This window comes from Mycobacterium sp. 1164966.3 (genome assembly GCF_001665395.1).
Taxonomy (GTDB): Bacteria; Actinomycetota; Actinomycetes; order Mycobacteriales; family Mycobacteriaceae; genus Mycobacterium.
This window is the reverse complement of the sequence record NZ_LZSG01000049.1, coordinates 84232-106516: the sequence shown is the minus strand read 5'-3', so window position 1 is coordinate 106516 and position 22285 is coordinate 84232. Positions and strand designations below refer to the sequence as shown.

Here is a 22285-nt window from a genome sequence, read left to right as displayed (position 1 = left end):
ATTCGGCGGCAGCGTCAGATGGGAATAAGCGACACCCCCCCAGGGCGCCCGCCCGGACCGCCTTGGCGGCCGCCCGGATCTGCGGCGTCACCAGCATCACCTGGCCCAGCACGCCGTTGACAAAGCCCGGCGAATCGTCGGTGGACAGCTCCTTGGCCAGCTCGACCGCCTCGTCGACGGCGACCGGCTCGGGCACGTCATCGGCATGCAGCAGCTCCCATACCGCCACCCGCAGGATGGCGCGATCCACCGCCGGCAGCCGGTCCAGCGTCCAGCCCTGCAGATGCGAGGTGATCAGGTCGTCGATGTGGGCCATGTGCTCACCCACTCCGCGCGCCGCCGCGACGGTATAGGGGTGCAACGGCGCCACCTCCGGCTTTGCCTCGGCGAGCGCGGTCCGGACGTCGACCACCTCGGCCGGGCTCAGACCACGAGCCTCGGCCTCGAACAGCAGGTCCACCGCACGCTTGCGGGCTTGATGACGCCCCTTGACCGCCCTGGCGGGTCTCGCCGGTTTCTCCGGCTTTGCATCCGGCATGTCTCAGGCGTTGACCCGGCCCAGGTAGCTGCCATCGCGGGAATCCACCTTGAGCTTGTCGCCGGTGTTGATGAACAGCGGAACCTGGATCTGGGCGCCGGTTTCCAGCGTGGCCGGTTTGGTGCCCGCGCTGGAGCGGTCGCCCTGTAGGCCGGGCTCGGTGTGGGTGACCTCGAGTTCGACGGTGACCGGCAGCTCGATGTACAGGGGCGACCCGTTGTGGAAGGCCACCTGCACCGGCAAGCCCTCCAGCAGGAATCGCGCGGCGTCGCCCACCAGGGACTCGGGCAATGCGTGCTGCTCGTAGTCCTGGCTGTCCATGAAGACGAAGTCGGAGCCGTCGCGGTACAGGTAGGTGGTGTCGCGCCGGTCGACGGTGGCCGTGTCGACCTTGACGCCGGCGTTGTAGGTCTTGTCGACCACCTTGCCGGAAAGCACGTTCTTCAGCTTGGTACGCACAAAAGCCGGACCCTTGCCGGGCTTGACGTGCTGGAACTCGGTGATGGTCCACAGCTGCCCGTCGATTACCAGGACAAGTCCGTTCTTGAAGTCAGCAGTGGTCGCCACGATCTCCTAGATCTCCTACAAGATGGCCAGTTCCTTCGGGAACCGGGTCAACAATTCCGGGGTCTGCCCGGTGGTTTCTGGGTCTTTAGGCGTCCCGCCGGCCACCACCAGGGTGTCCTCGATGCGCACACCGCCGCGGCCGGGTAGATAGACGCCGGGCTCCACGGTCACGACGGAGCCCGCAAGTAGTGTACCGGCGGACGTGGCCCCGATCCCCGGCGCTTCGTGGATCTGCAGGCCGACGCCGTGCCCCAGACCATGGCCGAACTGCTCGCCGTAGCCGGCGTCGACGATCAGCCGGCGTGCCGCGCCGTCGACGTCGCGCAGGTCGGCGCCCGGCCGCAGCGCCTCCCGTCCCGCCTTCTGCGCATCGGCGACCAGTTGGTAGATCTCCAGCTGCCAGTCCGCAGCCGAACCCAGCACGAAGGTGCGCGTCATGTCGGAGTGATATCCGGCGACCAGCGCGCCGAAGTCGATCTTCACGAAGTCGCCGGTGGCCAGCTTGCGGTCGGTGGGCCGGTGATGCGGGATCGCCGAGTTGGGACCGGTGGCCACAATCGTCTCGAACGACATCGCGTCGGCGCCGTGGTCAAGCATCAGCGCCTCCAGCTCGCGTCCCACCTCGCGCTCGGTCCGGCCGGGCCGCAGGCCACCGCGACCCACCAGGTCGGTCAGGGCGGCGTCGGCGGCCTCACACGCCAGCCGCAGCAGCGCCAGCTCACCGGCGTCTTTGATCTCGCGCAATGCCTCGACGGTTCCCGACGCCCGCACCAGCTCGGTGGCCGTGCCGTCCACTTCGTTGGTCAGCACGTCCAAACCGTCGACAGTCATCACATGGCTCTCGAAGCCCAGCCGGTGCACTCCGTCCTCGGCGGCGCGACCGGTCAGGTGGCGTGCGCAGGCCCGTTCGATGACGATCTCGACCCCGGACGCCTGCTCCGCGGCCTGCGTGCGGTACCGGCCGTCGGTGGCTAATACCGGCTGCCGATCGTCGGCGAATACCAGCAACGCGCCGTTGGACCCGGTGAATCCCGACAGATAGCGGACGTTGACCAAGTCTGTGACCAGCATCGCGTCCAATTCTTTGGCAACGATTCGGCTTCTGAGGTTGTGTCGACGCTGAGAATGTGTCACGACCCTTGACGGTACTCGCTACGCTGTTTGCCCATGAGGAACTGGATGGTGCGCGGACTGGTGTTCGCCGGGTTGATGGTCGTTCTCCGCCTGATCCAAGGGACGGTGATCAACGCCTGGCCGACGATGTCCGGATTGATCAGCGTGATACTGCTCCTCTTGTTCATTGCCGCTGTGTCCGCTTGGGGTGTTCGCGACGGCCGCGCCGACGCCAACGCCAACCCCGACCCGGACCGGCGCGAGGACCTGGCGATGACCTGGCTGCTGGCCGGCATCGCGGCCGGGATCCTCAGCGGCGCGGTGTCGTGGCTCATTTCGCTGCTCTACAAGGGCCTGTACACCGGTGGGCCGATCAACGAGCTGACCACGTTCGCGGCCTTCACCGCGCTGATCATTTTCGTGCCCGCCATCATCGGCGTGGCGGTCGGCCGCTGGCTGATCGACCGCAAGGCTCCGGAGGCCCCGCATCACGACGGATCACACGACCGGCCGGCCGACACCGATGTGTTCTCCGCGGTCCGCGCCGACGAGTCGCCCACCGGAGAGATTCCGGTTCAGCGCGGCGAGGCCCAGACCGAGGCGCGGACCGCCGCGGTGGCCACGGCCGAGCGTGGGGAACGTACCGAGGAGCTCCCCACGCACGAGGGACGCACCGAGGCACTGCCGACTCACGAGGCGCGTACCGAAGCCATCGACACCCGCGGCGAGTCACCCACGCAGGAAATCCGCCTGGACCCCGACGCCACCCAACAGCGCGACAACCGTCGCCGCTAAGGGCGACGGGCATTCGCGACTTTCAGTGTGAAGCGACGGCTTTCGGCGTGAAGCCAATGCGTTGATCCGGCGATTTTCCCGCCCTACACGCACACCCAAAGCCGTGGATTCACACTAAAATCCGAACGCCGACCAGACGCGTGTGACCAATGCCCCTCTAGGCCCGACTAGTGCGAATTCCCCGCGAGGTAGCGCAGGGCGAGCAGATACCCCTCGATGCCCAGCCCGACGATCACCCCGGTCGCCACCGGACTGATGTAGGAGTGGCGCCGAAACTCCTCGCGCGCATACACGTTGGAGATGTGCACCTCGATCAATGGTGCGCGTAACTCGGCGCAGGCGTCGCGCAGCGCCACCGACGTGTGGGTCAGTCCGCCGGCGTTGAGGACCACCGGTTCGCCGGCATCAGCGGCCCGATGAATCCATTCCAGCAGCTGGGCTTCGTTATCACTTTGCCGCACAATAGCTTTGAGCCCCAGCGCGGCAGCCTCGGTTTCGACGGCGGCCACCAGCTGGTCATGAGTGGTGCTGCCGTAGACTGCCGGCTCGCGCTGGCCCAGGCGACCCAGGTTCGGGCCGTTGATGATGTTCACCGTGCTCGTCATGACTGCTCGAGTCCCGCGTAGGCGGCGGCCAGCAACGCCGGATCGGGTCCGGCCAACCGGCCCGGCTTGGCCAGCCCGTCGAGGACCACGAACCGAAGCACACCGCCCCGGGTTTTCTTGTCTCCGGCCATGTATTCCAACAACTCTGGCAGCGCGCCGGCGTCGTAGCCGGTCGGCAGGCCCAGCGAGGACAGGATGTTGCGATGCCGCTCGGCGGTGGCGTCGTCGAGCCGGCCGGCCAGCCGGGCCAGCTCAGCGGCGAACACCAGGCCCACCGACACGGCCGCGCCGTGGCGCCACCGATAGTGCTCGCGACGCTCGATCGCATGGCCCAGAGTGTGGCCGTAGTTCAGGATCTCGCGCAGCTCGGACTCCTTCTCGTCGGCGGCGACCACTTCTGCCTTCACGACGATCGCGCGCCGGATCAGCTCCGGCAGCACGTCACCCGCGGGGTCCAGGGCGGCCCGCGGGTTCGCTTCGATGAGGTCGAGGATCACCGGGTCGGCGATGAAGCCGGCCTTGACCACCTCGGCCATCCCGGCGACGATCTCGTTGCGCGGCAACGTTTCCAGCGTCGCCATGTCGACCAGCACGGCGATCGGCTGATGAAACGCACCGACCAGGTTCTTGCCGGCCTCGGTGTTGATGCCGGTCTTGCCGCCGACGGCGGCGTCGACCATGCCGAGCAGCGTCGTCGGCACGTGCACGATCGCCACGCCGCGCAGCCAGGTGGCCGCCGCGAACCCGGCGACGTCGGTGGCGGCGCCGCCGCCGAGACTGACCAGCGCATCCTTGCGGCCGATTCCGATGCGGCCCAACACTTCCCAGATAAAGCCCACCACGGGCAGGTCTTTGCCGGCCTCGGCATCCGGGATTTCGATGCGGTGCGCGTCGACGCCCTTGTCGGCCAACAGGGTTCGGATGGCCTCGGCGGTGTGCGCCAGCACCGGTTGATGCAGGATCGCCACCCGGTGCCGGTCGGAGAGCAGCGCTTCCAACTCGGTCAGCAGACCGGTACCGATCACCACGGGATACGGCGGGTCGACGGCCACCTCAACCGTGACCGGTGTCGGGATTTCGGTCATTTGGTCGCCTGCGCCGGAGTAGAGCCCGCGTTGCCGGTTGGCTTCTCGCCTTCCAGTCGCGACATGATGTAGCGGACCACCGCCCCGGGATTGCGGCGATTGGTGTCAACCCGTATGGTGGCGACTCGCCGGTACAGCGGAATACGTTGGGACATCAGGGCGCGAAATTTCTCCGCGCGGTCCGGCCCGGCCAGCAGCGGCCGCACGGTGCTGCCGCCGGTTCGCCGAACGCCTTCGGCCGCACCGATTTCCAGATAGACGACGGCGTGTCCGGCCAGCGCCTCGCACACCCCGGGGCTGGTGACGGCCCCGCCGCCGAGCGAGACCACACCGTCGTGCTCGGCCAACGCCGCGCGCACCACTTGCTCCTCGATGCGGCGGAATTCCCGCTCCCCTTCGGCGGCGAAGATGTCGGCGATGCGGCGCCCGGTCCGCTGTTCGATCATCGCGTCGGTGTCCAGCAGGCTCACGCCGAGCGCCTTGGACAGCCGCCGTCCGATCGTCGACTTGCCCGAGCCGGGCAGCCCGACCAGTACCGCCTTGGGTGCCACGGCCGCTAACCTCCCGAAGCCCGGGCGGCCGGCGCTTCCCGGTCGGCGACCGCACGCTGGTATGCCTCGACATTGCGGCGGGTTTCGATCAGCGAATCGCCGCCGAACTTTTCCAGCGCCGCGCGGGCCAGCACCAGGGCCACCATGGTTTCGACGACAACGCCCGCGGCGGGCACCGCGCACACATCGGATCGCTGGTGGATGGCGACCGCCTCGTCGCCGGTGGCCATGTCAACGGTGGCCAGTGCGCGCGGCACGGTCGAGATCGGCTTCATCGCCGCGCGTACCCGTAACGGCTGGCCGTTAGTCATGCCGCCCTCCAGTCCGCCGGCCCGGTTGGTGGAGCGGACGACGCCGTCGGGTCCGGGATACATCTCGTCGTGGGCGCGGCTGCCGCGGCGGCGCGCGGTCTGGAAGCCGTCGCCGATCTCCACCCCCTTGATCGCCTGGATTCCCATCACGGCACCGGCCAGTTGGCTATCGAGCCGGTTGTCGCCGCTGGTGAACGATCCCAGCCCGACGGGCAGGCCCAGCGCCACCACCTCCACCACCCCGCCGAGCGTGTCGCCGTCTTTCTTGGCGGCTTCGATTTCGGTGATCATGGCGTGCTCGGCGGCCTTGTCGAACGCACGCACCGGACTGCCGTCGATGGCGGCGAGATCTTCCGGCCCCGGTGGCGCGCCGTCGTAAGGCTCCGACGCGCCGATCGAGATCACGTGAGACAGCACCTCGACACCCAGTGCCTGACGCAGGAACGCGCGTGCGACCGTTCCGGCCGCGACCCGGGCGGCGGTCTCGCGGGCGCTGGCGCGCTCCAGCACCGGCCGAGCGTCGTCGAATCCGTATTTGAGCATGCCCGCGTAGTCGGCGTGGCCGGGCCGCGGCCGGGTAAGCGGGGCGTTGCGGGCCAGCTCTTCCAGCACCGACGGATCGACCGGATCGGCGGCCATCACGGTTTCCCACTTCGGCCATTCGGTGTTGCCGATCTCGATGGCGATGGGCCCACCGAGTGTGATGCCATGCCTGATGCCGGACAGCAGGGTCACCGCGTCGCGCTCGAACGTCATCCGCGCGCCGCGGCCGTAGCCCAGCCGGCGACGGGCCAGCTGGTCGGCGATGTCGGTCGAGGTGACCTCCACGCCCGCGACCATGCCTTCCACCACGGCCACCAGCGCGCGGCCATGCGATTCCCCCGCGGTGATCCAGCGCAACACGTGAACCATCTTCCCATGGCTCAACCAACCACCGTTGTGCAGCGCAGACTTGAATCCGGGCGGTCATTCGAAATTGACGCCAGCGTGCGGCTCACTCGCGTTTTTCCGCGCTGCCGTCGATTTCGACGGGGGATCACCCGACGCTCAGGCCCACGGCGCAAGCGGTCGCAAGGCACATCGAGGGGCCGTGCGGCACGGCGCGTACCCCACACACCATCCCGCACAGCGCGGTCAGAACCGGCGCGGCCAGCGCCGCCTGGAACCACACCCCTATCCCGAAGCAGCCGGCCAGACCGCCCAGCCCGAGTGCCAGCTTGACGTCGCCGGCGCCCATGCCCGCCGGCGCTAACAGGTGCACCAGCAGATATATCCCCGCCAATGCCGCTGCGCCGGCCAGCGCGGGCCAACCACGACCGGCCATGCCAGCGGCCAGCAAGATCACGCCCGCCCCGGGCAGGGTCAACAGGTTGGGCAGTCGCCGCTGCCCGATGTCGTAGCAGCTCAACCCCACCAGCCACGCCACCACAGCCGCGATCAGCATGCCGCTGCACGCTAGAGCAATTCCTCCAGCGCGCAAGTCATCGCGTCACGAGGCGCCGGCAGCCCGGTGAACTGCTCGACTTGGGCGAAGGCCTGATGCAGCAGCATCTGCAAGCCATTGACCACCCGCCCGCCCGCATCGGCCACCGCTGCGGCCAGCGGGGTGGGCCACGGGTCGTAGACGGTGTCCAGCAGCACCGGGATCCTGGCGAACGTGCGGGCATAGCGCGCGGCCACGTCGGCCGGGATGGTGCTGACCAGCACCTGCGCGGCCGCCACCTCGTCGGCCAGCGCGCCGCTGTCCAGGCCGCAGAACCGGGTGTCCGCCCCGATCCCTGTGCCCAAGTCCACCAGCCGGGCAGCCTTGCCGGCATCGCGCGCCACCACGGTGATACCGGTGACGCCGAGGTGCGCCAATCCGACGACGGCCGCCGGGGCGGTGCCGCCCGAACCACATACCAGCGCCCGTCCGGACACCCGGCCAAGCGCTCCGGTGACGCCGTCGACGTCGGTGTTGTCGGCGCGCCAGCCGCGCGGGGTGCGGACCAGGGTGTTGGCCGAGCCGACCTGTTCGGCGCGTGCGGTGTGCTCGTCGGCGAAGCGCAGCGCGGCGAACTTGCCGGGCATGGTCACCGAAACCCCGACCCATTCCGGCCCGAATCCGCCGACGATACCGGGCAGCTCGTCGGCAGTGCACTCGATGCGGTCATACGTCCAGTCGTGCAGGCCCAGCGCGCGGTAGGCGGCCAGATGCAGCTGCGGGGAACGCGAGTGGGCGATCGGCGAACCGAGGACCGCCGCTTTTCGGGCTGTTTCAGCGCGTGCTGTCGAGGACACCGTTGTGCTTGGCCAACTCGATGTTCGCCAGGTGTTGTTGGTAGTCCCTGGTGAACAGGGTTGTCCCCTGGGCGTCGATGGTGACGAAGTACAGCCAGTCGCCCGCCTCGGGGTGCTCGGCGGCGGTCAGCGCCTCGATGCCCGGGGAGCAGATCGCGGTGGCCGGCAGGCCCTGGGACACGTAGGTGTTCCACGGTGTTCGCTGGGCGCGGTCCGCGTCGCTGGTGGCGACCTCGCGGCGGTCCAGCGGATAGTTCACCGTCGAGTCGAATTCCAGCGTCCGGTGCTCGTGCAGGCGGTTGTAGATGACCTGCGCCACCTTCGCGAAATCCTGCGACTTGGATTCCTGCTGCACCAGCGACGCCACCACGAGGATGTCGTAGGGCGACAGGCCGAGGGAGGCGGCGGTATCGACCAACCCGGATTTGGTGAACTCCGCGGCGCCCGCGGTGATCAGGCCGGCCAGAATGGTCTCGGCCGAGGCCGACGGATCGACGTTGAAGGTCCCCGGTGCGATGAGGCCCTCGATCCGGCGATGGTCGTTGGCGAGTTCGGTCACCGGTTGGACCGCCCAGGACGGCACGGCAAGCGTCGCCGGTGCGCTGTGGGCCGCCGCCTTGCGTAAGTCGTCCACCGAGACGCAGTGCCGGTCGCCGTCGAGGTCCACGCAGGTGGCCCGGGAGATCAAGCTGAGGATTCCCGGGGTCACCGCGTTGGTCTTCATGTCGGTGGTGTCGTCGAGCTGGCGCCCTTCCGGAATGACCAGCCGACCCACCCGATTGCTGGGATCGGTCAGCCGGGCGACCGCCGCGGCCGCCGGGATCTCGGTGCGCATCCGGTAGTAGCCCGGCTGGATCGCCGAAATCGCGGCGTTGCCGCGCGCGGCCCGGACGAATGCCTTGACGGTGGCGACCACGCCGTGGTTGAGCAGCGTTTCGCCGATCGCCGTGGTGGAATCGCCGGCCTGGATCTGAATCATGATGTCCTGCTTGCCGCTGCCGGTGTAGTCGTCGCCGTTGCCGAACATCGTGTGCCACAACTTGACGCCGACCACGCCGGCGGCCACCACCACCACGACGAGCAGTCCCAACACCAATCTTTGGGCGAAACGCCGTCGTCGCTGTCCCCGCTCGGCCTGAATCCGGTCTAGGCGGCTCTTCGCCGCCCGCGGCGGCCCGACGGCCTCCGGCTCGGCTCGTCCGTCTCGCACGCCGTCAGCCATCGGTCAGGCCCCTTGCCATCCCGCGGCGCTGATCGAGCCAGGACTGCAGAATCGCGACCGCGGCCGCCTGGTCGACCACCGCGCGTTGGTTCTTGGCCGACACCCCGGCGGCTCGCAACGATCGCTGCGCGCTGACCGTGGTGAGGCGCTCGTCGGCGAGACGCACCGGCGTCGGCGCGATCCGCGCCGCCAGAGCTTCGGCCAGCTCGATCGCGTCCCGAGCCGACGCCCCGGTGCGGTCGGCCAGGGTGCGCGGAAGCCCGACGACCACCTCGACGGCCTCCAGCTCGGCGGCCAGCGCCGCCAGCCTGCGCACATGCTTTCCGGAGCGATCGCGGTGGACCGTTTCCACCGGGGTGGCCAGGATGCCGTCGGGGTCGCTGGCGGCCACCCCGATACGCACACTGCCGACGTCGATGCCGAGGCGCCGCCCCCGACCGGGGTCAGGAACCTGTTCGCCGGGCCGATCGGGCAGGCGCTGCTGTGATGAGACCACTCAACCGACCCGCGCTATTTCGGAGCGCACCGCGTCCAGCGCCGCGTCGATGCCGGTCGGGTCCTTGCCCGAGCCCTGCGCCAGGTCGGCCTTGCCGCCGCCGCGGCCGTCGACGGCCAAGGCCAGCTGCTTGACCAGCTCGTTGGCGCGGATCCCAATCTCCTGGGCGGCCGGATTGGCCGCAACCGCATAGGGCACATTGTCGTTCTCGCCCTGGGCTATCAGGGCGACCACCGCCGGGTCGCTGCCCAGCTTTCCGCGGATGTCTCCGACCAGGGAACGCAGGTCCGCCGCCGTCATCCCGCCCGACATCCGCTGCGCCACCACACGCACGTTACCGATGCGCTCCGCGCCGGCGGCCGCATTGGTGGCAGCCGCCCGCGCGCCGGCTTGCCGGGCACGCTCGAGTTCTTTTTCGGCGGCCTTGAGCCGCTCCACCAAGTTGGCCACCCGGGCCGGCACCTCTTCGGACGGCACCTTCAGCGACGACGCCAACCCAGCCATCAGCGCCCGCTCCTTGGCCAGGTGCCGGAACGACTCCAGCCCGACGTAGGCCTCCACGCGGCGCACCCCTGAGCCGATCGACGATTCGCCCAGGATCGTCACCGGACCGATCTGCGCCGAGTTGTGCACGTGCGTACCCCCGCACAGCTCCAGCGAGAACGGGCCGCCGATCTCGACCACCCGCACCTGGTCGGGATAGCTCTCGCCGAACAGCGCCATCGCGCCCATCGCCTTGGCCTTGTCCAGCTGTTCGGTGAATGTGTGCACCTCGAAATCGGCTTGCACCGCTTCGTTGGTCACTTCCTCGATCTGCGTGCGCTGCACGTCGCTCAACGGACCCTGCCAGTTGAAATCGAAGCGCAGGTAACCGGGCCGATTCAGCGAACCGGCCTGAACGGCGTTGGGCCCCAGCACTTGTCGCAGCGCCGCATGCACCATGTGGGTGCCCGAATGCCCCTGGGTCGCACCCTTGCGCCAACCGGGATCCACCGTCGCGACGACGGTGTCACCCTCGACGAATTCCCCGGACTCGACGTTGACCCGGTGCGCGTGCAGGGTTTTGGCGATCTTCTGCACGTCGGCGACCGCGGCCCGGGCGCTCTCGCCCGAACCCGTTCCGCTGATGGTGCCGATGTCGGCGAGCTGACCGCCGGACTCCGCATACAGCGGGGTGCGGTCGAGGACCAGCTCCACCCGATCGGCCTCGACCGAGTCGGCGTGTGCCACCACCGGTACCCGCCTGCCGTCGACGAAAATGCCCAGAATGGTTGCCTGGGAGGTCAATTCGTCGAACCCGGTGAATTCGGTGGGGCCGGCGTCGACCAGCTCGCGATATGCGGTCAGGTCGGCGTGCGCGTGCTTGCGCGCGGCCGCGTCGGCCTTGGCGCGCTGCCGTTGCTCGGCCATCAGCTCGCGGAATCCCGCCTCGTCGACGGTCAGTCCGGCCTCGGCCGCCATCTCCAGGGTCAGCTCGATCGGGAAGCCATAGGTGTCGTGCAGGGCGAACGCGTCCGAACCGGAAACCACAGTGGCGCCAGTGGATTTGGTGCTGCCGGCGACCTCGTCGAACAGCTTGGACCCCGACGCCAGAGTGCGGTTGAACGCGGTTTCCTCGGCGACGGCGATGCGGTTGATCCGGTCGAAGTCGCTGACGAGTTCGGGGTATGACGGGCCCATCGCGTCGCGCACGGTGGCCATCAGGTCGCCGACGATCGGGGTGGCTGAGTCGTTCACGCCAAGTAGCTTGACGCTGCGGATCACCCGGCGCAGCAGCCGGCGCAGCACATAGCCGCGGCCGTCGTTGCCGGGGCTGACGCCGTCGCCGATCAGGATCGCGGCGGTGCGGCTGTGGTCGGCGATGATGCGGTAGCGCACGTCGTCGGCGTGGTTTCCGGCGTCATAGGGGCGAGGCGCGCGGCTGGCGACCAGATCGATCACCGGCCGCAGCAGGTCGGTCTCGTAAACGTTGTGCACGTCCTGCAGAACCAGCGCGATGCGTTCGACACCCATGCCGGTGTCGATGTTCTTGCGCGGCAACGGCCCCAGGATTTCGTAGTCCTCCTTGGTGGTTCCCTCGCCGCGTTCGTTCTGCATGAACACCAGGTTCCACACCTCGAGGTAGCGGTCCTCGTTGACAATGGGACCGCCCTCGGGACCGAATTCCGGCCCGCGGTCGTAGTAGATCTCCGACGACGGCCCGCACGGCCCGGGGATGCCCATGGACCAGTAGTTGTCGGCCATGCCCCGACGCTGGATCCGCTCCGCGGGCAGACCGGCGACCTCCTGCCACAGTTCCGCGGCCTCGTCGTCGTCGAGATACACGGTCGCCCAAAGCTTTTGCGGGTCCAGCCCGTATCCCCCGTCGGGGATGGGGTTGGTCAGCAGCGTCCAGGCCAATTCGATGGCTTCGCGCTTGAAATAGTCGCCGAACGAGAAGTTGCCGGCCATCTGGAAGAAGGTGTTGTGGCGGGTGGTGATGCCCACCTCGTCGATATCGGGCGTGCGGATGCACTTCTGGATGCTGGTGGCCGTTGCATACGGGGGTGTGCGCTGACCAAGAAAGTACGGGACGAACTGGACCATCCCGGCATTGACGAACAACAGGTTGGGGTCGTCGAGGATCACCGAGGCGCTCGGCACCTCCGTGTGGCCTGCCTTCACGAAATGATCAAGGAACCGCTTCCTGATCTCGTGTGTCTGCATGTCCTTCTCTCTTGGTTCCCGGCTTTGCTCGTAACCGGTTTCCAGCCTATTCGCCGGGACGTCGGAAGGCCCTCGAACGAGGCTTTCCGATCGCTCACAGTACCGGTGGGCCGTGCCTAGCCTTCCAGGAAGCTCAGGCGCACCGATCGCCGCGGATTGTCCCGGTTGAGGTCGACGAGAACGATGCTCTGCCAAGTGCCCAGCAGCGGCTCGCCGGCGGAGACGGGCACCGTCACCGAGGGCGCGACTATCGCCGGCAGCACATGGTCGGCGCCGTGACCGAAGGAGCCGTGCGCGTGCCGGTAGCGGTCGTCGCGTGGCAACAGCCGTTCCAGGGTGTCGACCAGGTCGTCGTCCGAACCGGCACCGGTCTCGATGATCGCGACCCCGGCCGTGGCATGTGGGACGAACACGTTGCACAAGCCGTCGCTGTGCTCGGCGCAGAACGACCGCACCGCGTCGGTGAGATCGACGATGCGGCGACGCGCGGTGTCCACATCGAGCACATCGGTCTTCATTCGGTAAAGCCTACGGCGCGGCTGCTGAGAGCGACCAATTGTTTGTGCGCGCCGCCACACCATTGCGGGCGCTAACCGGCAGGAGGAAGGTAGTGCGTGGACCGGTGGCGCCACCGGGGCGCTGCCCCGAACAAAGAGGGGGCGGATCGTGTACGCACGCTCTACCACAATCCAGGCGCAACCCTCGTCCATCGACGGCGGAATTGCGCACGTTCGCGAGGATGTTATGCCCGCGCTGCAAGGTATGCCGGGGTGCATCGGTGTATCCCTTTTGGTCGACCGTCGCTCTGGCCGGTGCATCGCCACGAGCGCCTGGGAGAGCGACGAGGCCATGCGCGCCAGCGGCGAAACCGTGACGCCGATTCGTGATCGGGCCGCCGAGATGTTCGGGGGCACGGCAAACGTCGAGCAGTGGGAGATCGCGGCGCTACACCGCGACCACCGCGCGCCCGATGGTGCGGGCGTGCGTGCGACCTGGGTCAGGGTCGCGCCCGACCAGATGGACCAAGGCATCGAGTACTACAAGTCGTCTGTGCTGCCCCAACTCGAGGGCCTGGACGGGTTCTGCAGTGCAAGCCTGCTGGTCGACCGCGCATCCGGTCGCGCGGTGTCATCGGCGACGTTCGACAGCCTCGACGCGATGGAGCGGAACAGGGACCGGGCAACCGAACTGAAGAACTCGTCGATGCAGGAGGCGGGCGCCGAGGAACTCGACGAAAACGAGTTCGAGCTGGCCCTGGCGCACCTGCGGGTGCCCGAGCTCGTCTGAACGAGAACCGCAGTACTACCGGCTGGATCAAGCATTCGGCCGGTACTACGCGTTCTGCCCCGCGAAAGTATTGCCATGGCCAATTCGTCGGAGGAACGTAGTGGTTTACCGGTGGCGCACCGGGGCGCCGCCCGAGAGGGAGAGGGCCGACCGTGTACGCACGCTCTACCACAATCCAAGCGAAGACAGGGTGCATCGACGCCGGCATCGCCCACGTGCGCGATGTCGTCATGCCCGCGCTCAGGGGGATCGACGGCTGCCTGGGCTTGTCGCTGTTGGTCAACCGGGAAACCGGCAGGTGCATAGCGACCAGCTCCTGGGAAACCTTCGACGCGATGCGCGACAGCGCCGAGCGCGTGTGGCCGGTCCGCCAGGAAGCGGCCGACCGGTTCGGCGGCTACACCGCCGTCGACCAATGGCAGATCGCGGTGTTTCACCGCGACCACCGCTCAGGCCCCGGCGCCTGCGTCCGCGCCACGTGGGTCAAGGCGCGGCCCGATCGGTTCGAGCCGGCCATCGACTACTACCGGATGGCCATTGTGCCGGCGATCGAGGAGCTCGAGGGTTTCTGCAGCACCAGCCTGCTGATCGACACCATCTCGGCCCGCGCGGTGGTGTCCACGACATTCGACAGCATGGAGGCGATGGACCGCAACCGGGAGCAGTCCCGCGCGTTGCGGACCGCTGAGCTGCGCAACCTCGGGGTGGACCAGTACGACGTCGAGGAATTCGAGCTGGCGCTGGCGCACCTGCGGGTGCCCGAGCTGGTCTGAGTTCCCTTCACGAGCGTGCTGACAGCCGCACGCTCGCGCGCCACTGTGCGGCTGGCGGCACGCTCGACGGGCCTGCCGACCCGGCGAGCACGCCTACCGCAGCGCGTCCCCGGGGAAGCCGCGGCAGGGGTGCACCTCGTAGGTGAAAACCCCCGCGACCACTCCGGGGTCTTCGTCCATGAGCGCGGCAGTGTCCTCGGACGTCGCGTCGAACAGCCCGATGCCGCACACGTCGGAGTCGTCGGTGACGGGCAGCACCACTGCCAGCACACCGGCGTCGCGTAGTCCGAAGTTGCGGCGGCCGTGTTCCCAGACGATCGCCGGCGCCCTGTCTTCGCCGAAACTCGGTCCTTGCTTGAGGATGACGACGCTGTAGACCTTGGCGCCGGGCAGCAGTTCGCGCATCTCGTCGTCGGTAAAGGTCCTCATGAGCGTCCCTTCTTCTTGCGGATGATCGCCCGCAGCCGATCCAGCCGGCCGGCGATATCCCGTTCAACCCCGTGATTGGTGGGCCGGTAGTAGTCCACGCCAACCAGCTCATCCGGCGGATATTGTTGAGCGACAACGCCGTCGGGGTCGTCGTGGGAATACGTGTAGCCCTGCGCGTTGCCCAGCGCCGCCGCGCCGGAGTAATGCCCGTCGCGCAGATGCGCGGGAACCAGGCCGGCCTTGCCCGCCTTGATGTCGTTCATAGCCGCACCCAGCGCTGTCGTCACCGCGTTCGACTTCGGCGCCGTGGCCAGGTGCACGGTGGCGTGCGCCAGCGTGAGCTGAGCTTCGGGCATCCCGATCAGCGCAACCGTCTGGGCGGCGGCGACCGCCGTCTGTAGCGCAGTCGGATCGGCCATTCCGATGTCCTCACTGGCGAGGATCATCAGTCGGCGCGCGACAAACCGCGGGTCCTCGCCGGCTATCAGCATCCGGGCCAGATAATGCAGCGCAGCGTCGACGTCGGAGCCGCGCACCGACTTGATGAAGGCGCTGATGACGTCGTAGTGCTGGTCGCCGTCGCGGTCGTAGCGGACTGCGGCCTTGTCCAGGGACTGCTCGATGGTCTCGACACTGACCGGAACACCGGCCGCCTCAGCGGCTTCGGCGGCCACTTCCAGGGCGGTCAACGCCCGGCGGGCGTCCCCGGCAGCTAGTTGCACCAACAGGTCTACGGCCTCGGGCGACACCGTGACGCCACCACCCAGGCCGCGTGGGTCGTCGATCGCGCGCTGCACAACCGTACGGATGTCGTCGGCGGTCAACGGCCGCAACTGCAGGATCAGCGACCTGGACAGCAGCGGCGCCACCACGGAAAACGACGGGTTCTCGGTAGTCGCGGCGACCAGCAGCACCACCCGGTTCTCCACCGCGGACAGCAGAGCGTCCTGCTGAGTCTTGGAGAAACGGTGTACCTCGTCGATGAACAGCACCGTCTGCTCACCGGAAAGGAGCGCTCTCCGGGCACTCTCAATAACGGCCCGAACTTCCTTGACACCAGCCGACAGTGCCGACAGCGCCTCGAACCGGCGGCCAGTGGCCTGCGAAATCAGCGCCGCCAGCGTCGTCTTCCCGCTGCCCGGCGGGCCGTAGAGGATGGCCGACGCCACACCCGAACCCTCAACCAGCCGGCGCAGCGGCGACCCGGACGCCAGCAAATGGTCCTGGCCAACCACTTCTTCGAGAGACGCCGGACGCATCCGCACCGCCAGCGGCGCCGACGCGCCCGGGAGTCTCAACTCCTGGCCGGTAGTCTGCGGCGCGCCGGGCAGGTCGAACAGACCGTCGGACACGGTTTCAGGCATACCACGTCGCCGCGACACCCCGCGCGAAGGCAAAAGTTCCTTGCGCGCAACCCGAGCGTCTTTGCCTCTTATTTGCTAAGTTCCGGTTTGCCAGATTACGGCGCACCGACAACAGCGAATGAGGACGGCAATGAGCCAGCCCCCCGACCCGTATGGCAGAAACCCAGGTTCTTCGGGCCACCCGCCACCCAACTACGGGACGCCACCTCCGCCCGGTTACAACGCACCGCCTCCCCCGCCGCCGAACTATGGCCCACCCGGAGGCCAACCCGGCGGCGGCTACGGGGCGCCTCCCCCTCCCCCCGGGTCGTCGCAAGGCTACGGCGCGCCCCAGGCCGGCTACCCGCCCCCGGGATACGGCGGACAACCCGGCGGTCCGGTATCACCGCCGTTCAGCGTCGGTGATGCGTTCAACTGGGCCAAGGACAAGTTCACGCAGAACGCGCAGGCGCTGGTCGTGCCGGCAATCATCTACATCGTTGGCATGGGAATCGTCTTCGGTGTGATGTATGGCGGCACCATCGCTCTCGCGACGACCTCGACCTATACCGACTCCTACGGCTACCAACACACATCGTCGTCGGGAGGCGCAGGCGCGTTGATCCTGATGCTTGTCATGTACGTCCTGATCATCGCCGCGGCGATGTACATGCAAGCCTCATATGCGTCGGGTGCCCTGGACATCGCCGACGGAAAGCCGGTGAGCATCGGGACGTTCTTCAAACCGCGCAACCTGGGTCCGGTCATCCTGACCGCGTTGTTGGTGGCCCTGGGCGTTGGCATCGGATCGATACTGTGCTTCATCCCCGGCCTGATCTTTGCCTTCCTCTCGATATTCGCGATTCAGTTCGCCATCGACCGGTCCCTGTCGCCCGTCGACGCCATCAAGGCCAGCATCGAGACGGCCAGGGCCAACGTCGGCCCCACCTTGTTGTCCTGGCTCGTCCAGTACGCGGTGATCCTGGTCGGCCAATTGGCTTGCGGCATCGGCGTTGTCGTCGCTATCCCGGTGGCAGCGTTGATCCAGGCTTACACGTACCGCAAGCTCACCGGTGGCCAAGTCGCCGAGGTGGCCCAGCCCGGGTTCCAGCAGGGCCCGCCGCCGGGGATCCCGCCCGGCCCGCAGTACAGCTAGCCCCGCAAAAAGGTTTCGGCTCCTGACGGCAAGTCAGGAGCCGAAACCCATTTGCGGGAAGCAGGGCCAACCAACGGAATTGCACTGCGCTGCAGGGTGCCCGCCATTGTGATGAGATCAGCGGTGATGAGCAGCGACGTTGCGCTGAAACGGGATGCCTGCAGGCCTCGGCGCGCCTGGCATTCCCGGTCCGCGATGCCTGCGTACCGTGCAGCAGTAATGAGATGCGCAGGACGGGCCGGACGATGACGCTCGGGACGAGCGACCCGGCTGCTACCGCACGCTACGACGTAGACCGGCTGGTGGCCGGGTACCGCACCGCGCGCGCCCAGGAAGCCCTCTTCGATCTGCGGGCGGCCGGCTCAGCGGGCGGAGGTTACGACGAATTCGTCGACGCCGGCGGAAGCGTGCGGCCCGCTTGGGCCGAGTTGGCCGACACCGTCGCCGAGCGCGGCAGGGCCGGGCTGGACCGGCTGCGCTCGGTGGTGCGCAGCCTGATCGACAACGACGGAATCACCTACACCGGAGTCTCGGAGGCCGAGGCCAGCTGGGACCGGGCCACCGGTGGGCACGGGCCGGAGCCGGGACCGTGGACGCTGGACACGCTGCCGCTGGTGGTCTCCGCGGCCGATTGGGATGTGCTCGAATCCGGCCTGGTGCAGCGGTCGCGTCTGCTCAACGCCGTGCTCGCGGACTTGTACGGACCGCGCACGCTGCTCACGGAAGGCATCCTTCCGGCACAACTGGTGTTCGCTCATCCCGGTTACGTGCGGGCGGCGATCGGAGTCGAGGTGCCGGGGCGCCACCAGCTGTTCATGCACGGCTGCGATCTGACCCGGCGCCCCGACGGTGGTTTTCAGGTCAACGCCGACTGGACGCAGGCACCGTCGGGAGCCGGCTATGCGCTGGCCGACCGCCGCGTGATGGCGCACGCGATCCCCGACCTCTACGAAAGAATTGCGCCGCGGCCGACGACGCCGTTCGCCCAGGCGCTGCGGCTGGCACTGATCGACGCGGCGCCCGACGTCGCCCAAGACCCGGTGGTGGTGGTGCTCAGCCCGGGCATCTACTCCGAAACCGCTTTCGATCAGGCGTATCTGGCGACGTTGCTGGGCTTCCCGTTGGTCGAGAGCGCGGACCTGGTGGTGCGCGACGGGAAGCTGTGGATGCGCTCGTTGGGCACCCTCAAGCGGGTCGACGTCGTTCTGCGGCGCGTCGACGCCGACTATGTGGACCCACTGGATCTGCGCGCCGATTCCAGGCTGGGGGTCGTCGGCTTGGTCGAGGCACAACACCGCGGGACCGTCACCGTCGTCAACACCCTGGGCAGTGGCATCCTGGAAAGCCCAGGGCTGCTTCGGTTTTTGCCCGAGCTCACCGGGCGCTTGCTGGGCGAGGCTCCGCTGCTGGACACGGCGCCGGTGTACTGGGGCGGCATCGCCGGTGAACTCTCGCATCTGTTGGCGAAGCTGCCTTCGTTGTTGATCAAGTCCACGGTGCGGGCGGAAAGCTTTGTCGGACTGGCACTTTCATCGGCCGAGCTGGACGAGCTGGCCGCGCGCATCGCGGACATGCCCTGGCAGTGGGTCGGGCAGGAACCACCGGAGTTCTCGTCGGCGCCGACCGACCATGCCGGTGTGCTGACGTCGGCCGGTGTCGGGATGCGATTGTTCACCGTTGCCCAGCGCAGCGGCTACGCGCCGATGATCGGCGGGCTGGGCTACGTGCTGGCGCCCGGGCCCGCCGGCTACACGCTGAAAACCGTTGCGGCCAAGGACGTCTGGGTTCGGCCGACGGAACGTGCCCGCGCCGAGGCGGTTGCTCTACCTGCGTTGGGGGCGCCGGCACGTCACCCGGCGAAGAGTGGCGCCGGCACCCTGGGGGTGAGCTCGCCGCGCGTGCTGTCCGACCTGTTCTGGATGGGCCGCTACGGCGAGCGCGCGGAGAACATGGCCCGTTTGCTGATCGTCGCCCGCGAGCGCTACCACGTATACCGCAACCAGCAGGTCACCGAGGAAAGCGAGTGCGTGCCGGTGCTGATGGCCGCGCTGGGCCGCATCACCGGGACCGACATCGGCACCCGCAACGATCACGCCGAGCTGGTAGCCGTCGCCCCCTCGATGCTTTGGTCGCTGACCATGGACCCGGACCGGCCGGGATCGCTGGTCCAGTCGGTGGACGGGCTGGCGCTGGCCGCCAGGGCGGTGCGCGACCAGTTGTCCAACGACACCTGGATGGTGCTGGCCAATGTGGAACGCGCGGTAGTGCAGCGGGACGACCCGCCGCAGTCGCTGGGCGAGGCCGACGCCTTGCTCGCCTCGGCTCAGACGCAGACGCTGGCCGGGATGCTGACGCTCTCGGGGGTGGCCAGCGAGTCGATGGTGCACGACGTCGGCTGGACCATGATGGACGTCGGTAAACGTATCGAACGCGGCCTCTGGCTGACAGCGTTGCTGCGGGCGACGTTGACCAGGGTGCGCAGCGCGCCCGCCGAGCAGACCATCATCGAGTCCACCCTGGTGGCATGTGAATCGTCGGTCATCTACCGGCGCCGCAACGTGGGCATCGTCAGCGTCGCCGCGGTGACGGAGTTGATGCTGTTCGACCCCCACAACCCCCGGTCGCTGGCCTACCAGCTGGAGCGGTTGCGGGCCAACCTCAGGGAGTTGCCGGGCTCGTCGGGCTCGTCGCGGCCGGAGCGCATGGCCGACGACATCAACACCCGCCTGCGCCGGTCGGATCCGGCCGAGCTGGACGAGGTCACCGAGGGCCGCCGCGCGGAGCTGGCGGATCTGCTGGATGCGATCCACGCGGCGCTGCGCGAGCTCGCCGACGTCATCACGGACACCCAGCTGGCGTTGCCGGGTGGCATGCAGCCGCTGTGGGGACCCGACGAACGACGGGTCATGCCTGCCTAGGCGTGCCGGTTAGGGGGCCGAGCAGACGCAAAATCGCCCAAATCACCGGGGATTTGGGCGATTTTGTGTCTGCTCGCGGGAGAACTTGCGCTACGAGTCGACGATGACCGTGTGGATGAACTTCATCTTTTCCAGCACGGCGACCGGCAGCACAAAGGGGTACAAGTCGTCGTGGCCCATCGATCGGTTCACCATGTTCAGTGACCACGACACCGGCAGCCACATCTCGATGATGTGCGGAAATGCGCTGGGCCCCAAGGCCGGACGGTCGAAGGTCGCCGTCGCCGGCGCGAAGCCGCACCAGGCGGAGGTGTCCAGGGTGTCCCGGATGTGCAGATAGTGGGCGAACGTCTCGGCCCAGTCCTCGGCCGGGTGCATGGTCGCATAGGACGACACGAAGCTTTCCTGCCAGCCGTCGGGCGGACCTTCGTCGTAGTGCTGGTCCAGCGCCGCCTGGTAGTCGGCGTCGGGGTCGCCGAACAGCTCGTTGAACCGCTTCAGGTGGTCACTCGACGGAGCGATCAGCCGGTAGAAGTAGTAGTGCCCGATCTCGTGCCGGAAGTGCCCGAGCAGGGTCCGGTACGGCTCGTCCATCTCAACCCGCAACTGCTCGCGATGGACGTCGTCGCCCTCGGCCAGATCCAGCGTGATGACCCCGTTGTCATGGCCGGTCATCACCTGCTCGAATGCACTGGACAGCAGGCGAAATCCCAAACCTTGTTCCGGATCCTCGTCGCGTCCGACGATCGGCAACTTCAGCTCGTACAGCTCTACGATCAGCCGCCGCTTGGCCGCCTCGGCCCGGGCGAATGCCGCCAGGCCGTCGGTGTCGGTGTCGTTGGGCCGTTCCAGCGTCAGCGCGCACGACGTGCACAGCCCGCCCGGACGGCTTTTGGGAACCAGCCAATTGCATTCGGCCACATAGAGATTGGCGCACAGCTGATAGTCGTCGGCAGGCACGGCGCCGGCGTGGTCGGTGTCTCCGTCCCGGGCGATCACCAGCAAGGCCATCTGCTCCAGCGAAAATCCGAGCGCGCTGCCGCACGCCAAGCACGCCGAGTTCTCAAATGCCAGGCGCTGACCGCAGTTCGGGCAATGAAAATCACGCATCCAGGGCATCGCCTTCGAACGGCACCACGTCGACGGCGACGTCGATCACGCTGTGCTCGGAGTTGGTGTAGATGATGCCGCGCAGCGGCGGCACGTCTGCATAGTCCCGGCCTCGACCCACCACGATGTAGCGCTGGTCGACCAGCTGATCGTTGGTGGGATCGAGGCCCAGCCACTCGAATTGTCCTGGCTGCTGGGGCGTCCACACCGACGCCCAGGCGTGGGTTGCGTCAATGCCGATCATCCGATCCTTTCCGGGCGGTGGGTCAGTGGCCAGGTACCCGGAGACGTAGCACGCCGCCAGACCGTTGGCTCGCAAGCAGGCGATCGCCAGCCTCGCGAAGTCTTGACATACCCCTTCGCGGGCCGCCAGAACCTCACCGACCCGAGTGGAGATCGTCGTCGTGCCGGACCGGTAAGTGAAATCGTTGAAGATCCGCCTTCCCAGGTCGCGCATCACCTCGACCAAGGGGCGGCCGGGCTGGAAGCTGGGTGCCGCGTACTCGCGGATCTCGTCGGTGATCTCGGGGGGGTTCAGGTCCAGCGCGAAGTCGGTTGCCAGCGCTCCCCGGGTCCCGCTCGGCCGGGCGGCCTCCCACGGTTGCAGCGCCGGCCCGCCCGCGTACCGGCTGGGGACCTGTGGACCCACCTCGACGATCGAGTCGCTGGTGATGGTCAGGCTGCGATGCGGCTCGGTGACGTGGAAATACGAGCTGATGTTGTCGTAGGTGTCGCGGCTCGTGGAGCTGTCGGCCGGAGTTGGTTCGATGACCAGGCGGTGTGCGATGCAGCGCTGCCGCAGCGAGTCGCGCGGGGTGAGAAAAGCCCGGCCGTAGGAGCTGGTCACGACGTCGGAGTAGCGATATTCGGTGCGGTGCGTGACGCGATAGCGGTGGGCGGCGGAGTCGAACGAAGCGTCAGGCACACCGAGATTCTGACCAATTGTGGTCTTCTGCGACAAAGTGGGAACCATTAACGTCTGTTGACGACTGTCGTGTGC

22 protein-coding genes are annotated in these 22285 nt (G+C 67.9%); 5 read left to right on the top strand and 17 right to left on the bottom strand.

Annotated features, from left to right (window positions below; genetic code table 11):
• From nusB to A9W99_RS19355, 3 genes are all read right to left on the bottom strand, one after another.
• The coding region (gene nusB / locus A9W99_RS19365) for a transcription antitermination factor NusB (RefSeq protein ID WP_067381787.1) at positions 1 to 538 on the bottom strand (538 nt) is incomplete at its 3' end.
• A gap of 3 nt (positions 539 to 541) precedes the next feature.
• Positions 542 to 1105: an elongation factor P gene (gene efp, locus A9W99_RS19360; protein WP_067381785.1), complete on the bottom strand. Its 564-nt coding sequence runs from the start codon at positions 1103 to 1105 to the stop codon at positions 542 to 544.
• A gap of 15 nt (positions 1106 to 1120) precedes the next feature.
• A complete protein-coding gene (locus tag A9W99_RS19355; protein ID WP_067381783.1) occupies positions 1121 to 2239 on the bottom strand; it encodes a Xaa-Pro peptidase family protein in 1119 nt (372 codons plus the stop codon).
• Positions 2240 to 2272: 33 nt separating this feature from the next.
• On the opposite strand from A9W99_RS19355, the gene A9W99_RS19350 reads away from it, so the two are divergent.
• Positions 2273 to 3013 (top strand): B-4DMT family transporter, encoded by a 741-nt coding sequence (locus tag A9W99_RS19350; protein WP_067381780.1) that lies wholly within the window; start codon positions 2273 to 2275, stop codon positions 3011 to 3013.
• Between the two features lie 167 nt (positions 3014 to 3180).
• On the opposite strand, the gene aroQ is transcribed toward A9W99_RS19350, so the two are convergent.
• From aroQ to A9W99_RS19300, 10 genes are all read right to left on the bottom strand, one after another.
• A complete protein-coding gene (gene aroQ / locus A9W99_RS19345; protein WP_067381773.1) occupies positions 3181 to 3618 on the bottom strand; it encodes a type II 3-dehydroquinate dehydratase in 438 nt (145 codons plus the stop codon).
• The gene (gene aroB / locus A9W99_RS19340) at positions 3615 to 4703 is read right to left on the bottom strand and encodes a 3-dehydroquinate synthase (protein ID WP_067381771.1); all 1089 of its coding nucleotides are present in this window, start codon (positions 4701 to 4703) and stop codon (positions 3615 to 3617) included. Before aroB ends, aroQ begins: the two co-directional genes overlap by 4 nt.
• Positions 4700 to 5254: a shikimate kinase gene (locus A9W99_RS19335; protein WP_067381768.1), complete on the bottom strand. Its 555-nt coding sequence runs from the start codon at positions 5252 to 5254 to the stop codon at positions 4700 to 4702. Before A9W99_RS19335 ends, aroB begins: the two co-directional genes overlap by 4 nt.
• A 5-nt stretch (positions 5255 to 5259) precedes the next feature.
• Positions 5260 to 6468, bottom strand: a complete 1209-nt coding sequence (aroC, locus tag A9W99_RS19330; RefSeq protein ID WP_067381825.1) for a chorismate synthase — start codon at positions 6466 to 6468, stop codon at positions 5260 to 5262.
• 133 nt (positions 6469 to 6601) lie between these two features.
• Positions 6602 to 7009 (bottom strand): prepilin peptidase, encoded by a 408-nt coding sequence (locus A9W99_RS19325; protein WP_067381765.1) that lies wholly within the window; start codon positions 7007 to 7009, stop codon positions 6602 to 6604.
• An 11-nt stretch (positions 7010 to 7020) separates the two neighbouring features.
• On the bottom strand, positions 7021 to 7845 hold the full coding sequence (locus A9W99_RS19320) for a shikimate dehydrogenase (RefSeq protein ID WP_067381762.1): 825 nt from the start codon (positions 7843 to 7845) through the stop codon (positions 7021 to 7023).
• Positions 7823 to 9067 carry an endolytic transglycosylase MltG gene (gene mltG / locus A9W99_RS19315; protein ID WP_067381759.1) on the bottom strand — a complete coding sequence of 415 codons (1245 nt, stop codon included), beginning with the start codon at positions 9065 to 9067 and terminating at the stop codon, positions 7823 to 7825. Before mltG ends, A9W99_RS19320 begins: the two co-directional genes overlap by 23 nt.
• On the bottom strand, positions 9060 to 9563 hold the full coding sequence (gene ruvX, locus A9W99_RS19310) for a Holliday junction resolvase RuvX (RefSeq protein ID WP_067381756.1): 504 nt from the start codon (positions 9561 to 9563) through the stop codon (positions 9060 to 9062). Before ruvX ends, mltG begins: the two co-directional genes overlap by 8 nt.
• Entirely contained in the window at positions 9564 to 12269 is a 2706-nt protein-coding gene (gene alaS, locus A9W99_RS19305; RefSeq protein WP_067381754.1) for an alanine--tRNA ligase, read from the bottom strand.
• Positions 12270 to 12385: 116 nt separating this feature from the next.
• Positions 12386 to 12775 (bottom strand): secondary thiamine-phosphate synthase enzyme YjbQ, encoded by a 390-nt coding sequence (locus tag A9W99_RS19300; RefSeq protein WP_156623189.1) that lies wholly within the window; start codon positions 12773 to 12775, stop codon positions 12386 to 12388.
• 160 nt (positions 12776 to 12935) lie between these two features.
• On the opposite strand from A9W99_RS19300, the gene A9W99_RS19295 reads away from it, so the two are divergent.
• The gene (locus A9W99_RS19295; RefSeq protein WP_067381744.1) at positions 12936 to 13556 is read left to right on the top strand and encodes an antibiotic biosynthesis monooxygenase; all 621 of its coding nucleotides are present in this window, start codon (positions 12936 to 12938) and stop codon (positions 13554 to 13556) included.
• Positions 13557 to 13708: 152 nt separating this feature from the next.
• Positions 13709 to 14329 carry a hypothetical protein gene (locus A9W99_RS19290; RefSeq protein ID WP_067381741.1) on the top strand — a complete coding sequence of 207 codons (621 nt, stop codon included), beginning with the start codon at positions 13709 to 13711 and terminating at the stop codon, positions 14327 to 14329.
• 93 nt (positions 14330 to 14422) lie between these two features.
• On the opposite strand, the gene A9W99_RS19285 is transcribed toward A9W99_RS19290, so the two are convergent.
• A complete protein-coding gene (locus tag A9W99_RS19285) occupies positions 14423 to 14758 on the bottom strand; it encodes a hypothetical protein (protein WP_067381734.1) in 336 nt (111 codons plus the stop codon).
• Positions 14755 to 16122 (bottom strand): replication-associated recombination protein A, encoded by a 1368-nt coding sequence (locus A9W99_RS19280; RefSeq protein WP_067381731.1) that lies wholly within the window; start codon positions 16120 to 16122, stop codon positions 14755 to 14757. Before A9W99_RS19280 ends, A9W99_RS19285 begins: the two co-directional genes overlap by 4 nt.
• Before the next feature lie 130 nt (positions 16123 to 16252).
• On the opposite strand from A9W99_RS19280, the gene A9W99_RS19275 reads away from it, so the two are divergent.
• On the top strand, positions 16253 to 17257 hold the full coding sequence (locus A9W99_RS19275; protein ID WP_067381730.1) for a hypothetical protein: 1005 nt from the start codon (positions 16253 to 16255) through the stop codon (positions 17255 to 17257).
• 245 nt (positions 17258 to 17502) lie between these two features.
• Positions 17503 to 20175, top strand: a complete 2673-nt coding sequence (locus tag A9W99_RS19270; RefSeq protein ID WP_067381728.1) for a circularly permuted type 2 ATP-grasp protein — start codon at positions 17503 to 17505, stop codon at positions 20173 to 20175.
• 90 nt (positions 20176 to 20265) lie between these two features.
• Here A9W99_RS19270 and A9W99_RS19265 read toward each other — a convergent pair whose 3' ends face one another.
• Positions 20266 to 21285 (bottom strand): putative zinc-binding metallopeptidase, encoded by a 1020-nt coding sequence (locus tag A9W99_RS19265; RefSeq protein ID WP_067381823.1) that lies wholly within the window; start codon positions 21283 to 21285, stop codon positions 20266 to 20268.
• Complete coding sequence (locus A9W99_RS19260; protein WP_253870067.1) at positions 21278 to 22210, bottom strand: transglutaminase family protein; 933 nt, start codon at positions 22208 to 22210, stop codon at positions 21278 to 21280. Before A9W99_RS19260 ends, A9W99_RS19265 begins: the two co-directional genes overlap by 8 nt.
• Between the last annotated feature and the right edge of the window lie 75 nt (positions 22211 to 22285).